Origin of the sequence: Candidatus Anoxymicrobium japonicum (genome assembly GCA_002843005.1) — a bacterium.
Lineage (GTDB): Bacteria > Actinomycetota > Geothermincolia > Fen-727 > Anoxymicrobiaceae > Anoxymicrobium > Anoxymicrobium japonicum.
Map to the genome: position 1 here is coordinate 1 of PHEX01000059.1, position 13,898 is coordinate 13,898.

At 58.3% G+C, this 13,898-nt stretch carries 18 protein-coding genes and 1 tRNA gene; 14 read left to right on the top strand and 5 right to left on the bottom strand.

Annotation, left to right across the window (positions count from 1 at the left end; genetic code table 11):
* Positions 1–436, top strand: a 436-nt coding sequence (locus tag CVT63_06415; GenBank protein PKQ27722.1) for a hypothetical protein, incomplete at its 5' end; no start/stop codon positions are given.
* Between the two features lie 3 nt (positions 437–439).
* Positions 440–1,597, top strand: coding sequence for a hypothetical protein (locus CVT63_06420; GenBank protein PKQ27723.1), 1,158 nt, complete (start codon positions 440–442; stop codon positions 1,595–1,597).
* On the opposite strand, the gene CVT63_06425 is transcribed toward CVT63_06420, so the two are convergent.
* Positions 1,594–1,776, bottom strand: coding sequence for a hypothetical protein (locus CVT63_06425; protein ID PKQ27724.1), 183 nt, complete (start codon positions 1,774–1,776; stop codon positions 1,594–1,596). The genes CVT63_06420 and CVT63_06425 overlap by 4 nt on opposite strands.
* Before the next feature lie 15 nt (positions 1,777–1,791).
* Positions 1,792–1,867, bottom strand: a tRNA-Ala gene (locus tag CVT63_06430).
* Positions 1,868–1,976: 109 nt separating this feature from the next.
* Between CVT63_06430 and CVT63_06435 the strand changes: the two genes are divergently transcribed.
* The 7 genes from CVT63_06435 (at position 1,977) to CVT63_06465 (ending at position 7,264) form a co-directional block, all read left to right on the top strand.
* Entirely contained in the window at positions 1,977–2,384 is a 408-nt protein-coding gene (locus CVT63_06435) for a hypothetical protein (protein ID PKQ27725.1), read from the top strand.
* A 363-nt stretch (positions 2,385–2,747) separates the two neighbouring features.
* Complete coding sequence (locus CVT63_06440) at positions 2,748–3,089, top strand: anti-sigma B factor antagonist (GenBank protein ID PKQ27726.1); 342 nt, start codon at positions 2,748–2,750, stop codon at positions 3,087–3,089.
* A gap of 200 nt (positions 3,090–3,289) precedes the next feature.
* Positions 3,290–3,910 carry a protein-L-isoaspartate O-methyltransferase gene (locus CVT63_06445; GenBank protein PKQ27738.1) on the top strand — a complete coding sequence of 207 codons (621 nt, stop codon included), beginning with the start codon at positions 3,290–3,292 and terminating at the stop codon, positions 3,908–3,910.
* Between the two features lie 88 nt (positions 3,911–3,998).
* The gene (locus tag CVT63_06450; protein PKQ27727.1) at positions 3,999–4,661 is read left to right on the top strand and encodes a dolichyl-phosphate beta-D-mannosyltransferase; all 663 of its coding nucleotides are present in this window, start codon (positions 3,999–4,001) and stop codon (positions 4,659–4,661) included.
* Entirely contained in the window at positions 4,615–6,162 is a 1,548-nt protein-coding gene (locus CVT63_06455) for a hypothetical protein (GenBank protein PKQ27728.1), read from the top strand. The genes CVT63_06450 and CVT63_06455 overlap by 47 nt, the downstream gene beginning before the upstream one ends.
* 49 nt (positions 6,163–6,211) lie before the next feature.
* The gene (uppP, locus tag CVT63_06460) at positions 6,212–7,027 is read left to right on the top strand and encodes an undecaprenyl-diphosphatase UppP (GenBank protein ID PKQ27729.1); all 816 of its coding nucleotides are present in this window, start codon (positions 6,212–6,214) and stop codon (positions 7,025–7,027) included.
* 12 nt (positions 7,028–7,039) lie between these two features.
* Entirely contained in the window at positions 7,040–7,264 is a 225-nt protein-coding gene (locus CVT63_06465; GenBank protein PKQ27730.1) for a hypothetical protein, read from the top strand.
* A 245-nt stretch (positions 7,265–7,509) separates the two neighbouring features.
* Here the strand turns inward: CVT63_06465 and CVT63_06470 are convergent, their stop codons facing one another.
* The gene (locus tag CVT63_06470) at positions 7,510–8,478 is read right to left on the bottom strand and encodes a hypothetical protein (protein ID PKQ27731.1); all 969 of its coding nucleotides are present in this window, start codon (positions 8,476–8,478) and stop codon (positions 7,510–7,512) included.
* Positions 8,469–9,077: an RNA polymerase sigma factor RpoE gene (locus CVT63_06475; GenBank protein ID PKQ27732.1), complete on the bottom strand. Its 609-nt coding sequence runs from the start codon at positions 9,075–9,077 to the stop codon at positions 8,469–8,471. The genes CVT63_06470 and CVT63_06475 overlap by 10 nt, the downstream gene beginning before the upstream one ends.
* Before the next feature lie 141 nt (positions 9,078–9,218).
* Between CVT63_06475 and CVT63_06480 the strand changes: the two genes are divergently transcribed.
* Genes CVT63_06480 through CVT63_06490 form a run of 3 tightly spaced genes read left to right on the top strand, consistent with a single transcriptional unit; the run spans position 9,219 to position 11,776 of the window.
* Complete coding sequence (locus CVT63_06480; protein ID PKQ27739.1) at positions 9,219–10,190, top strand: glucosyl-3-phosphoglycerate synthase; 972 nt, start codon at positions 9,219–9,221, stop codon at positions 10,188–10,190.
* A gap of 51 nt (positions 10,191–10,241) precedes the next feature.
* Complete coding sequence (locus tag CVT63_06485; GenBank protein ID PKQ27733.1) at positions 10,242–10,847, top strand: hypothetical protein; 606 nt, start codon at positions 10,242–10,244, stop codon at positions 10,845–10,847.
* Positions 10,844–11,776, top strand: coding sequence for a haloacid dehalogenase (locus CVT63_06490; protein ID PKQ27734.1), 933 nt, complete (start codon positions 10,844–10,846; stop codon positions 11,774–11,776). The genes CVT63_06485 and CVT63_06490 overlap by 4 nt, the downstream gene beginning before the upstream one ends.
* A 17-nt stretch (positions 11,777–11,793) precedes the next feature.
* On the opposite strand, the gene CVT63_06495 is transcribed toward CVT63_06490, so the two are convergent.
* On the bottom strand, positions 11,794–12,573 hold the full coding sequence (locus tag CVT63_06495) for a hypothetical protein (protein PKQ27735.1): 780 nt from the start codon (positions 12,571–12,573) through the stop codon (positions 11,794–11,796).
* A 119-nt stretch (positions 12,574–12,692) separates the two neighbouring features.
* Here CVT63_06495 and CVT63_06500 point away from each other — a divergent pair, with 119 nt between their 5' ends.
* Entirely contained in the window at positions 12,693–13,271 is a 579-nt protein-coding gene (locus CVT63_06500; protein ID PKQ27736.1) for an NUDIX hydrolase, read from the top strand.
* 172 nt (positions 13,272–13,443) lie between these two features.
* Positions 13,444–13,833, top strand: a complete 390-nt coding sequence (locus CVT63_06505; GenBank protein ID PKQ27737.1) for a hypothetical protein — start codon at positions 13,444–13,446, stop codon at positions 13,831–13,833.
* The last annotated feature ends 65 nt before the right edge of the window (positions 13,834–13,898 follow it).

The following is a 13,898-nucleotide window of genomic DNA, read 5'->3' on the forward strand; positions in this document are numbered from 1 at the left end:
GGAAAGGAGCACTAAGATGAAAACGTCGAGAATAGCTCTTGCCGCCGTTCTGGTCGCGGCGTTGTTGTCGGCAACGCTTATCTGCGCCGGTTGCGGCGTCAAACATGTCGTGAAGAAGCCGGTTTCCGAGGACACGGCGCAGTCGAGCGCGCAAACAGGCGGGAAGCCTGTCGTCATCTTTCTCACGCAACCCGGATGCCCACCGTGCAAGGTCGCTATGTCCCTCGTGAAGGAGCTGATTGACGAGATGGGTGGCCAGTTGACGTATCGCGAAATCGACATTTCAGAGGACTCCGCGAGCGCCAGCAAGTATGGCGCTCAGTACACTCCAACGATCGTGGTCACCGATTCGTCCGGCAACGAGGTGGGCAAACTGGTTGGAGTTCCCGACAGGGCGGAGCTGCGAGCGCTATTTGAGAAAGCTATCGCGAAATAGCGCATGAGTTTCGAACCTAAAGTTCTCGAATCGATAAAGGAGTACAAGAAGAAGGATGCTCGCGAAAGGCTTCTTCTCATCCTTCCCCTTGTTCTCGTCGTGGCGTTCGGATTTGTCCTGCTTGTGGCAGGCTTCGTGTTTCGAGGCGATCTGACGCGAACATACGACCCGATGCTGGACTGGGGCGGCAGCGGGGTCATGTTTATCAAAGTGATTGCCGCGGTGTTGATGATATTCCTTCTCGCGGGAGCGGCGTATGACCTGTGGTTTTCGATTCGTTACGCGCAGAGCTGCTTTGAACTTTTTGTGAACAATCAGACTCTCGACTGCCAGCCCGACGCTTTCATGAAATTCGAAGAAGCGTTGCAGGGCGCGAGCATCGCAGCCGGGGTTGAACCTCCGGGGCTCGTCGTGTTCGACGACCCGGCCGTTAACGCGGCGGCTTTCATTGACGCCGACGGAAACAGGATGGTGGGGATTACCGCCGGAATGTTGAAAGCGGATATTTCTGTCAACGAGGCGAACGGCGTGATGGCGCACGAACTGGCGCATCTGATCATCGACAACAGCGCAAGGATGCCCGCGCTGTTTGACCTCGAGTTTCTACCGGCGCTTTTCCTGATTGCGTTTGGCGTTTTCGCGTCTCTCGCGATAATTAGCGCACCCTCCAATCTCGGTTACGCGATAGCGGTGACGCTCGCGATTGCAGCAGCGGTTTTTGTCATCATCATCGTCGAAAAATCCCAGCGGTTCCTCATGCGGTTGCTCGACCTGTCTTACAAGCATGACGACATGCTGGCGGACTCGATCGCCGTGACGATAACGCGAGACCCGGTCGCGCTCGCAAGCGCGATAGAGCTGGTGGCGGCGTTTGCCGGGGAGTCGCAAAGAACACCCGGTGGCACGATTCTCTCCCGCTACATGTTTGTGACCGCCCCGATGGCGCAGGGCGACTACTTCAGGTACGCCACTGAGGTTGCGAGCGAGATGTTGACATGGAAGAAACAACCACGCACGTGGTTGCTCTTCCAGCGCCCGACGAACAAGGCGGAAAGGAAGCTGCTCGATCTCGAGCAAGATGGAACACATGAGCGCCTGATCAACCTCGACATGATCCGGCAGGGGCGACGTCGGGCGTTCGTAGACTGGGAAAGCGATTAGGCCCGGACAAATCGCGCATGACGCGTCGCCATTTGAGAAATTCTTTCTTTCTCAAAAAAATCGGCTCGAACCGCCGCCTTGCGGCGGGGAAATTGGCGATTGATTTCAAAAAACCTTGGAATTACCTTTATTTTTTGCCTGCCGAAGCCCGAGCCGCAGGCGAGGGCGAGGCGGAACAATCCTCAAATTCAATATGGTGGAGCCGAGGGGATTCGAACCCCTGACCTCATCCGTGCGAGGGATGCGCTCTCCCAGCTGAGCTACGGCCCCATACATACGTATTGTATCGCAAGGGTGTGGTACTTCAAAATGAACGCCGGTCGGCCGCCTGCGCTATAATCTCTATGCTAAATCAGGCAATTTTTGGGGAGGGTTCGCATTGTCGAAGCGCGTCCGTGAAGAAAAAGAAAAACGAGGTTGGATTCCGGCGCTCATGGTTGGCGGGGCCGTCATATCACTTGTCATGGTGATAGGCGTTGGATATTACCAGTTCGGGTGTCGTGCCGCGCGACCAATTGAAATAGTAAAGACAAAGGTGATACATGGCAGTGACGCAACGATCGTGGAAGGCATTCTCGACTTCGTCAAGTCGAAGGGCATCAAGGTTGCAAGCGAGGGTTTCAAACCGAGCTGGGGCGCCGAGCAGGTAAGCGATAGCGAGTGGGTAGTCTCCTACGTGTTCGAGGTGGGGCGCGAGTCTCACTGGTTGTCATGGAACGTCAACACGAGGACCGGGAGCATGCGGGCCAGGGACGCTTTTGCCCGGGAATTGCTGATTGGCAAGTGACGATCGCCGTTTTCTCTCTTGCCGGGGCTGATTTGTGTTGTACTGTGGTTTACCCGCGCGGCTCTGTAGTATAATAATCATAATCAACAAACATTTGTGGGCAGGGGGAAAGCGTGCGCGTCTGGAAGGAGGTGGGTCTACGTGCCGAAGCATGGTCCTCATGGACATGAGATTGTCGGAGAAGAGATCGCCAGGATAAGATGTGGCACCTGCGGGAACCGCGTCACGTTTGAGGTAGACGAAGAAGAGGTCAAATGCCCGCACTGCGGGAACCTTGTGAAAAAGCCCGGTCGGAAGAAGCAATCTTAATTCGAGACGAACCCTGTAAAATCTTTTTTAAAAAGAGCAAACCAGGAGGGGAACTTGGAACTTGAAGTATTGACAAGGGAAGTCGGCAGTCACGTGGTGATCAAGCTCAAGGGAGAAGTCGATATCTACACTGCGCCCTCTCTACGAGAAACTATCGTTGACGCGCTTGAGAAAGGCCACTACAAGATAGTGGTAGACCTTGATGATGTGGACTTTCTCGACAGCACAGGGCTCGGCGTTCTTGTCGGCGGCCTGAAGAGGGTCAAGCAACACGAGGGCGAGCTCGGCATCATCTGCACACAGGATAAGATATTGCGCATCTTCAAGATCACAGGTCTCACCAAGATCTTCGAGATGTATAAGAACGTCGAAGAACTCGACGACGGCAACGCGTAGGCGACACCGGCGGGTTGCGCTCATCGGTTGCTCGATACGCATTCTCGAATGTGGATTTCTGTCTGTTTTTTTGTCTTTTCGATCAAACTCTTAAAAGTCCCTTGTCTTGCCTGATTGCGCCCGGCGCCTGATCCACCGGATGGAAGGTTGAAGTGACTGGGAAAAAGGACAGTGATTACTACCGGGGCCAGCGAGACTCTATGGTAGAGCGCCAGTTGATGGAGCGTGGCATCCGTGACAAGAGGGTTTTGGAGACGCTGAGGAGCGTGCCACGCCACTTGTTTGTGCCTGTCTCACACAGGAACCGGGCGTACGACGACATTCCTTTGCCGCTGGAAGATGGGCAGACTATTTCCCAGCCGTACATGGTGGCGTGGATGACGGAGCTGCTCGAGCTCGACGGCGGTGAGACGGTGCTGGAGGTTGGCACAGGCAGTGGCTATCAGGCCGCGATTCTGGGCGCCCTTGCGGGCAAGGTGTACACTGTCGAGCGGATTGCCGCGCTGGCCGATGCCGCGCGCCAGAGGCTCTCTGAGCTCGGCTTGAAAAACGTCGAGGTTGTACTGAGGGATGGCAGTAAAGGCCTCGAGGAACACGCGCCTTACGACGCGATACTTGTGACCGCCGGGTCGCCGGGCGTCCCGCGATCTTTGACAGGCCAACTGGCGGATGGAGGGCGGCTCGTGATCCCGGTCGGCTCGGCATCATTGCAGACGCTTACCGTAGTTACTCGAAGGGGAGAGGAGTATGAGACGCGCGAGTTGGGCGCTTGCGTCTTTGTGCCGCTGGTCGGCGCATACGGTTGGGCAACGTCTACCTGAGGGGTCTGGCAACGTCTACCGCTTTAGCGGTAGACGGTGCCTGACCCCGCCGCGTCTACCGCTTTAGCGGTAGACGGAAAGGTAGACGGTGCCTGACGAACTGATGGGAATGGATCTCGGGATCAACCTGCTCATCGTGGATGACAACTCTCCCGATGGGACGGGCGAGATCGCGGACCGTCTGGCGGAGGAGTTTTCTCAGATCCGGGTGGAGCACCGCGAAAGCAAGCAAGGCCTTGGGACCGCGTACAGGCACGGGTTTGAGATAGCGCTTGGCATGGGCGCCGACTGCGTTTTCGAGATGGACGCGGACTTCTCGCACAGCCCGCAATACATACCGGAATTCCTTTCCGCCATCAAGGAGCACGATGTCGTGCACGGCTCTCGATACGTCAAAGGTGGCGGAACCAGGAACTGGGGTCCGATGCGCAAGATCATCAGCAAGGGCGGCAGTTTCTACACGAGGGCGCTCACCGGGCTCAAGATCAAAGACGTCACAGGCGGCTTCCGCTGCTTTCGCGCAGAGGTGTTGCGACAGATAGATTTTTCGAGGATCAAAGCGTCGGGGTACGGGTTTCAGGTCGAGCTGGCTTATGTCTGCTCAATCATGGGATTTGACATCTACGAGCTTCCGATAATCTTTGTTGATCGCCGCGTTGGAGAGTCTAAGATGAGCATGGGCATCGTTTTCGAGGCGGTGCGGCTTGTGGCCGGGTTGCGGCGCAAGTACAGAGACATTACCAAAGGTTAAGTTGAGCGAACAACTTCCAGAGCAACTGACATATTTATTCGAGCCGAGATCGATCGCCGTCATTGGCGCGAGCAACGTCAAGATCAAGTGGGGTTATATTATTCCGGTGAACATCCTCGCCGGCGGTTGGAAAGGCGAGCTCTACCCCGTGAACCCCGGGGAGACCGAGATACTGAAGCGGCCTTGCTTCAAATCAGTGAAGGAAATCGAAGGAGATGTCGATCTTGCCATCGTGACCGTTCCCGCCGCGTGTGTTGCCCGGGTCGTTGGGGAGTGTGTCCAGAAAGGCGTGAAGACCTGTCTGGTCATCTCGAGCGGCTTTAGCGAAGCCGGCGCGGAAGGGATGCGGCTCGCGGAAGAGGTGGCGGGTGTTGTTGAGGGTAACGGGATGCGACTGGTCGGTCCCAACACGATGGGTATCTACTCCGGCCCCGCGCGCCTGAACGCCATGATGTCGCCCGTGCGCCCGGCAGCTGGAAAGATAGCGTTCGCGGCCCAGAGCGGAAACCTCGGGACGCAAATGCTCTCCATCGGGAAGACTTTGGGAGTCGGGTTCTCCCGTTTCGTGTGCATCGGGAACGAGACGGATCTGAAAGTCGCCGACTATCTGCAGTACTTCGCTCGTGATCCCGCGACCGAAGTGATCCTCCTCTATATTGAAGGGCTCAAGGCCGCCCGGCGCTTTATCGAGGTCGCGATGGAGACCTCACCGAAAAAACCCATAGTGGTGCTGAAGGCCGGGAAAACAAAGGCGGGAGTTCGCGCCGCCGCGTCGCACAGCGCGGCTCTGGCCGCAGACGAGACGATCTTCCGCGGCGTGATGAAGCAGACCGGCATGATCGAGGCCGACACGACCGAAGAGATGCTCGACATAGCAAAAGCGTTTGCCGCCGTGCCGCTGCCGAGGGGCAACAGGGTGGGCGTCATCACGTGGGGAGGCGGCTGGGGTGTAGTAATGGCCGACGCGCTCGCCAGGCACTCACTCGAGCTCGTGGAGTTGCCACAAGAGATTATCAGGGAGCTGGATTCATTTCTGCCGCCATACTGGAGCAAGGGCAACCCGGTGGACATGGTCGGCACGCTCGATCTGTCCATACACTTCCGTTGCCTCGAAATAGTATCTCGCTGCGGTTGCGTTGACTCGGTTATCAGCCTGGGCACGATAGGGATGATCTCGTCCATCCAGTCTTTTGTGCTGGGCGACTCGACGTTGGACGATGTCGAGCGCGGGAGGACAGCGACAAAGGTCGCCCGGAGTGAGTTTCTAAAGGAGATAGAGAAGACCGACGAGGCATATCGCGGCGAGATGCTGAGGCTCATGCAGGAAACGCGCAAGCCGATAATCGCGGTTTCGTTCCCGGCTACGGGCGCCGTGACGCCGGTGCTCGCCAGCCAGAGCGAGGTCGTCATATACCCATCGCCGGAGAGGGCGGCAAAGGCTCTCGCGGCGCTGTGCGAGTACAAGAAGTTCCTCGAGCAAAAATGCAACACTGGGGCCTGACCCCAAGTGTTGCGTTTTCTGCCGCGAACGGCGGGAGGTTAACAGTAACATGATACCGGCGCTCCAGGCCGCGTTTCTGGGCATGATCCAGGGGATGACGGAGTTTGTTCCGGTCAGCTCGAGCGGTCACCTGGTGTTGATTCCCAGGTTGTTCGGGTGGCCCGACCAGGGAATGGCGTTTGACGTGGCTGTGCACATGGGAACCTTGCTTGCCCTGCTGGTGTTTTTCCGGCGCGATTGGATCGCGGTTATCAAAGGTTTTTTCCGCGCGTTCAAGCGCTCGCCAGCCGACTGGGACGGGAACATGCGGCTCGCGTGGATGCTCGTGCTGGCGAGCATTCCCGCGGCGATTGCCGGGGCGTTGCTAAACAATGTCATCGAGGAGAACCTGAGGACGCCGGCGTGGGTCGCGGTCTTTCTCCTGTGCGGGGCCGCGGCGATGCTCGCGGCGGAGAAGATGGGGCGCGGCTTACGGGGGTCTGGCGAGCTGAAGACGCGTGACGCGGTAGTGGTCGGTCTCGCGCAGACGCTGGCGCTCGCACCTGGAGTGTCGCGCTCTGGCATCACCATCTCGGCGGGCATGCTGGACGGCCTCAACCGCGAGGCCGCGGCGCGCTTCGCTTTTCTGATGGCGGCGCCGATAATCGCGGGGTCGGGCATGTACGAGGCGCTCAAACTGGTCAAGAATGGTTTTCCGGCGCAGGGGCCGGGAGTTTTCGCGGCGGGCTTCGCGGCGTCGGCTATCACGGGGTTCTTTGCCGTGAACTTTATGCTCAGGTACTTGAAGAAGCGGACACTGACTCCGTTTATCATTTACCGCGTCGCGCTGGCCGCGCTGGCGTTTGCCATCCTGGCGCTTTACTGAGGTATTAGAACAATGCATGAGCTATCGGTCACCGAGAGCATGCTGGGGGTGGTCCTGCGGCACGCGCGGGCCAATAACGTCGGCGAGGTCACTCGAATAAACATGGTGCTGGGTGAGAAGTGCTCGGTCGTTGAGGAGTCGGTCAGGTTCTACTTTGAGATCATTGGCAAGGACACTATCGCCGAAGGCGCCGAGCTCAACTTCAGACGAACGAAGCTCATTACCCGCTGCAAGTGAACAAAATAGATCTCATCCCTTACACCGATTTTGACATAGAGACGCTGGAGGAGACAATCCGCAAGATGAACCCGTCAATAGAGATATTTCGGGTATCCTGCACCATGCGCGACGGCCTCGAAAAATGGACCGACTGGCTCAAGGACAAAGTGCGACTGGGATCCGGATAGTTGCATTTCCCGACTGTTGACGTAGCGAATATACGCAAAACGCAACAATTGGGGCCTGACCCCAATTGTTGCGTTTTAGCTAGACTTTTGCTCGAGGAAATAGATTATGCTCGAATCGGGGCTGACGGCGAACTTCTCCGGGTTCATCACCCACACTTCAGTGCGAACGAGCTTCTTTGTGCCGGTGATCCGTCGCGGGCCGGCGAGACCGATTATGAACACTTGCTGTCCGAGGAACCGCGCCTTCTCGGCGTAGTACGGGAGCAGCACCGGCTCGCTCGCGGTGAGGTAGCTGATCATCGCCTCGAGCGTCGCGCCGTCCTCGCCAGCATCGACGAGCATGTCGGCGAGCTTTCGCTTGAACAAGGAGCACTGGTTGATGGCGTCGCCCATGGTATAACGCTCGGCGATTTGTTTTCTAAGTTCCATGCCGTCAAATACGTCGTGGAGGCTTTTCTGGTCGTAGTTCGTCTCGGTGACCTTGACCATCGGAAGGATCATCGGCGCCGGGACCGGGGTGGGGGACTTCGCGCACTTTTGTTGATCCTGCAACGCGGCGCCTTTCGTTTCCTCGAAAGCTAATTTCGATGGGGCGCCCCTGGTTGACAGTCCGGTGGAAGGCTGCTTGCCGCCTCCAACAGAGATCACTACCACTATCACGGTGATTATCAACGCGGTCGCCGTGCCGGCTGCGGCAAGCGCGCGCGGCGATGACAGGAATCGACGAAGCCCGGGCGAGATTGACGCGCGACTGGCGGAAGCGGCCCGCTCGACCTCAGAGCGCATATTCGCGAGAACCGCGTCGGCCGACGCCGCCGGCATTTTTACGGTGTCGAGGGTGGAGAGCGCCGAGCGCGACAGGTTGAGCATTGTGACAGCCCGGCTGCACTGGCGGCATGACTCGACGTGAGCTCGCACGGCTTCTTCGCGCGCCTCGCTCATCCGGCCGTCCGCGTAATCGATCAATGATTTCCTGAACCGGCGGCAACTCATTTTCTTCCTTCCATCACCTGGCGCCCGGTTAGACGAACCGCTCACCGCCATTGTTCCTTGTGAGGCTCGAGTGTCTCGGCGAGTTTGATCCTTGCTCTGAATATTCTTGATTTGACTGTTCCTACAGGGAGCCGGAGAAGGCCGGCAACTTCGCGGTACCGCATTCCCTCGAGCTCGTGGAGCGCCAGCGGCGCCCGCAGCGATGGCGGAAGTTTCGCAAGCGCATCCTGGACAATCAACCGAGCTTCAGATGCTATCACCGCGCACTCCAGCCCTGTCGAGTCGTTCTCCCGCGTTCCCGCGCGCGACTCGGGCGGATCGTCTTGCTGGCTCAAGATTTCCTGGCGCCTTTTCTTTTGACGCAGGTAATCTTTCGAGTAGTTCATCGCAACGCGGTAGAGCCAGGTGGAGAAAGAGGATCTCCCTTTAAAAGATCCAACTTTTCGTATAACCCGCAGAAACACTTCCTGGCAGATGTCCTCGGCGTCTGTGTCGCTCCCGGTCATGCGGCAGGCAAGCGAATACATCTGGTTGCTGTAGCGGTTGAAAAGCTCCTCGCACGCGGTCAGGTCGCCGGTTCTCGCGCGCTCGACGAGGGCCTCGTCAGCGTCTTCCAGTCCGTTGTCCTGCGGTGCGTTCATGGCAGGCATTATATCGTATCTCCTCACAGGCGCGGTTCCGTCTGGCCACAGATGGACGGCTCATCCGGTTTGCCTGTGCTTGAAGCGGTGGGTTAGTATTTGTGAGGCGGCATCAAAGCGCGAGACATGAAAGGGATGGAAATGCTTGACATGGAGCAGTGGTTTAAAGAGCGAACCTACGATCACAACGATTTTGCCGACATAGACAGGCTCGTAGAGCTCAAGGAGGAGCAGGGGCTCAAGATAAGCGTTTGCCTCCCTACGCTCAACGTCGCTTCGACTGTGGGCAACTGCATCCGCGTGTTGCGCGCGGAGCTCGTGGATCGGCGCCCGCTCATCGACCAGTTGTGCGTCATCGATTCGCGCAGCACCGATGGAACTATTGAGATCGCAAGAGCCGAGGGCGCGCAGGTCTTTTTCGATGACGAGATTTTGCCCGAAATGGCGCCCGCCGCGGGTAAGGGAGAAGCGCTGTGGAAGAGCATGTTCGCAATGGACGGCGACATCATCGCGTGGGTGGATTCGGACATCGAGAACATCCACCCGCGGTTCGCGTACGGCCTTCTCGGCCCGTTGCTCGACGAGCCCGACATCGGCTACGTCAAGGCTTTTTACGAAAGACCGCTGAAGCGGGACGGAGTGAGCCAACCGTCCGGCGGCGGCCGCGTGACGGAGCTGGTCGCGCGCCCGATGTTGAACCTTTTCTACCCGGAGCTCAGCGGGCTGATCCAACCGCTGTCCGGCGAGTACGCGGGCAGGCGCGGCGTGCTCGAGAGTCTGCCTTTTTTCACCGGATACGGCGTCGAAATCGGCCTGCTCTTAGACATTCTCAGCGATTTCGGGCTCGGCGCGCTGGCGCAGGTCGACCTGGACGTCCGTGTTCACAATAACCAATCGATCGCCTCGCTGTCGAAGATGTCTTTTGGGATAATGCAGGCGATCTTCAAGCGACTGGCGGACGACGGCAAGCTCGACCTGAAAGCGGCGCCGTGTACGCTCTACAATACAGTCGGGCGTGATGAAGACGGTTACGTTCTCGAGAGCTCGGAGATCAGCGTCCTCGAGCGCCCGCCGATACGAAGCATTCCCGAGTATCGGAAGGCCAGGATGATTGCCGATTAGGCGCACCTTATTAGACGCACCGACAGGAGACACGGGGGAAAGGTGAAAGAAATGGATTCTTCAAAGAGAAGCAACAGGTTTCCGCAGTTCATCGCGTCGCCGCTGAGAAGCAAACGCCCGCCACCGATGACGCACATCGGCGACTACTTCGCGGTGGCCGGTGTCATCGTTTTTGCGGTTTCGGTGTTTGCCCTGAAGTGGATATCTCTCAGCGTCAAGGACGTTCTGGGCATCGGCGGTAAGCTGGGGGTCAAAAGTCCAGAAGTTAAATACGGACTGTTTGTAAGTCCGTGGGCGTGGGGGATGATCGCGGTCCTCGTTCTTGTGATCGCGGGGATATGGTTTGTCCAGACCCGCGGCGGCATCACGCTGGGCGCTGGCATCTACTGCCTGCTCTTCAACGTGCTCTTTTTCATCGGCGCCTGGCACAAGATAAACGCGATAATCGGCGACGTCGTGGATCTGGCGAAAAAGGTTCCATTCATCGGCCAGTTGCTTGGAGAAGCTGTTAACCAGTTGGCCAAGGAGTTTCTTGTCGTGCGCGTTGCGTCGGGATACTGGCTGTTCATGGGAGCGGGAGCGCTTCTCGTCATCGGAGGCGCGCTGCGCCTCAGTTGCCGTCCGAGTGGACTTATGACGGAAAGGACGGATATATGAGCGCGAACTCGCGCGGCGGGCCGGACAAGGATGAGAGTTGCCAGAGCGAAGTCGCTTATCGCAAGAGCATTCACAACAACCTCGACTGGCTGCGCGACAATCTCCTGCCCGTTCGTGTTATCTATACCGACCTGGACGGCACCATGGTCGGGCCACTTGGCTGTTTTTTCCGTGACAGCGCGGACGAGCTTACGCTCAGGCCGGCCAGGGCGCTCCTGTCGGCGCACGCTTGCGACGTTGACATCACACTTGTCTCGGGGCGTCACAAATCGCAGTTGCGCGAGACGGCGCGTCTCCTCGGCTGCATGAACTATGTCGCAGAGCTTGGATGCGAGCTCGTATATGGCCTTGGCCGCGAGGTGGTTCTGAACATTGGAGAACTGGAGATCGAAGGCGAATCGGTTTACAGGACGATTCTGGACACGGGAGTGGTGGAACTCCTGCTGGGCGCTTATGAGCGGCGGCTGGAGATGCACACGCCCTGGTCGGACGAGCGCGATTGCACGCCTCTCTTGAGGGGATGGATAGACATCAATGAGGCCCGCGCGCTCCTTGGAGAGCATGGCTTCAGCCAGTTTGACATCATCGACAACGGCGTCATCCCCAGGAAGAGCCCGACGCTGGATGTGCCCGAGACGCGGGCGTACCACATTGTCCCTCGCGGTGTATCAAAGGCCCTCGCGGTTGAGAAGGATCGTCAGTACAGGGGTTTTCGGCGCGAGGAGACCGTGGCCGTTGGGGATGCGGAGGCGGATCTCCCATTAGCGTCGGCGGTCGGCGCCTTATTTCTGGTAAGGAACGGATTGGACGCGAATCCTCAACTTGCTCAGCAGGTGGACGCCACCGAGAACGTCTTTGTGACAGAGGAGCGCATGGGCGACGGTTGGGCCGAGGTGACAGAAACCCTCCTCAGCCTGCTCGACGAGTAAAAACGCAACACTTGGGGTCAGGCCCCAGTGTTGCGTTTTTTGTTTCTGCTGGCGGGAGTAAGGGTGAAAAGCCTGACCGCGACGCTCTCGATGTACTCGCTCCCCTCGACGGCGTTTTTCCATTTCGCGGGTATCTTGCCGAGTCCGTTGAAGCATCCGCTCAACAACCCCGCTATGGCGCCAATGGCATCGGAGTCCCCGCTTGCGTTCACCGCGGTGATAACCGTCTCCTCGAAGTCGTACGGGGTGCGAAGGAAGGCGAAGAGCGCGCTGGTGTATGAGAAGCCTTCTTCGGGCGGGGCGTCGAGGTAATCCGTGAGCCCTGCGACTTTCTCGGAAATTTCGCTGTCGATGCCGGCGATGAAACGCCCCGTGTCCGCCACCAGCCGGGCGCGGTTCAACTCGCCCCTGTCTGAGATCCCGGCGGCGACCATGTACGCTATCGCAGCGCTTCCCGCTATCGCGCGCGTATCGGTGTGAGTGATCTGAGCTTGCTCGACGGCATAGCTAAAGATAGCGTCGTGGTCAAAGTAGTAGCGCAACCCCACCGGGCCCGCGCGCAACGCCGCGCAGGATACATCTCCGGCCCTGTTGGCGGATGCGTCAATCCATGGACCCAGCTTGAGTTCCGCGAGGCTCCGGTCGAACTTGCCGAACTCTATAATGGATTGCGCGAGCGCAACGGTCATCCGGGTGTCATCGGTGATGAGCTCGCATCCATCCCCTATGGACTTCGCGCCGCCGACAGCGCATCCCAGGAGCGCTCCTTTGAATTTGTCTACAGTAGAAACCCGCATCTTTCTCTCTCCCGCACCGCAGCACCGCAGGGGTCAGGCACCGTCTACCTCTCCGTCTACCCCAAAGTTGAGTATAGGTCATAATGTTAGGCATCGGCGTTACCTCATTGAAAGAAATTATGTATACGCGAGAAGAAAACATTGCCGCCCTCGAGGCCGGGCTGGGCAGGCCGGTCGCGAAGCGGATGGCCTGCGAGATTGATGCCGCGGAGTTCGACATGGTCGAAGGCAGCATGCGCGACGGCCGTGCGCACGACGTCACCATGTTCATACGGAAAAAAAGCGATCCGAGCCGGATTGCCGTGATTCGCAAACCTTTCTTCCCTCCCGACGTTTTCCGAGCTCCGAGCGGCGCGGCCAACCGCGGGGAATCGCTGGAGCAGGGCGCCATCCGGGAGTCGAAAGAGGAGACCGGCCTGGACGTGGAGCTCATTCGTTACGTCGCTAAGATAAACGCGCGGTTCACCTCCGCCGACCGCGCCATAGACTGGATCTCTCATGTCTTCGAGGCGAGCGAGCTCTCAGGCGCGCTCAAGCCGATTGACACCCGTGAGATAGCCGAGGCGCGCTGGGCGTCTTTAGAGGAGATTCAGGGGCCTATCAGAAAAGCGTTACTCGACACGGGATGGGGCTTGTTCCGGTACAGGGTCGCGCTGACCGACCTGACGGCGCGGGCGCTCGAGGAGGTCGAGGCGTGAGGTACGAAGAGCCCGTGTTCAGGCCTCCCTGCGAATCGGGAAGCCTTATCATCCAGGCGACCATCGGTTGCCCGTACGACACTCTTTGGACAAAACGCTATGACTGTCCCGGCTCATTGCCTGAATAAGCGTGACATACTGCTGCCCTGACGGCTGGTAAGGGAGGGCTGTGATGCCTGAGTACGTGCCAACGCCTGAGCAGCAGGCGATCATCAACCATCGACCCGGACAACATGCTCGCATATTGGCCGGTCCCGGCACAGGCAAGAGTGCGACACTGGTCGCATTGGTGAACGAGCTGCTACAGGAATTGCCACGACCGAAGATTAGGCTGCTTACATTCACCCGTGCAGCAACAGCTGAGCTGGCAAACAAGGTATCCGAGCATCCTGCTGCAGCAGCGGAGAGACCGAGCACGATGCATTCGTTCGCGATTTCGATACTGTTGTCAAACCCAGGTGCCGGAGGTTTCCCCGAACCTGTCCGAATTGCAGATGACTGGGAAGATCCCATAATTGTCCGGACAACTCTAGTACTCTGTCATTCTCCAAATGATGGGTAGAGTTTCTTCAGTTTAATCCTTGCGTCGTCGGTAGTGAAGCGCCAGTCGATGGATGAGCTCTTGGC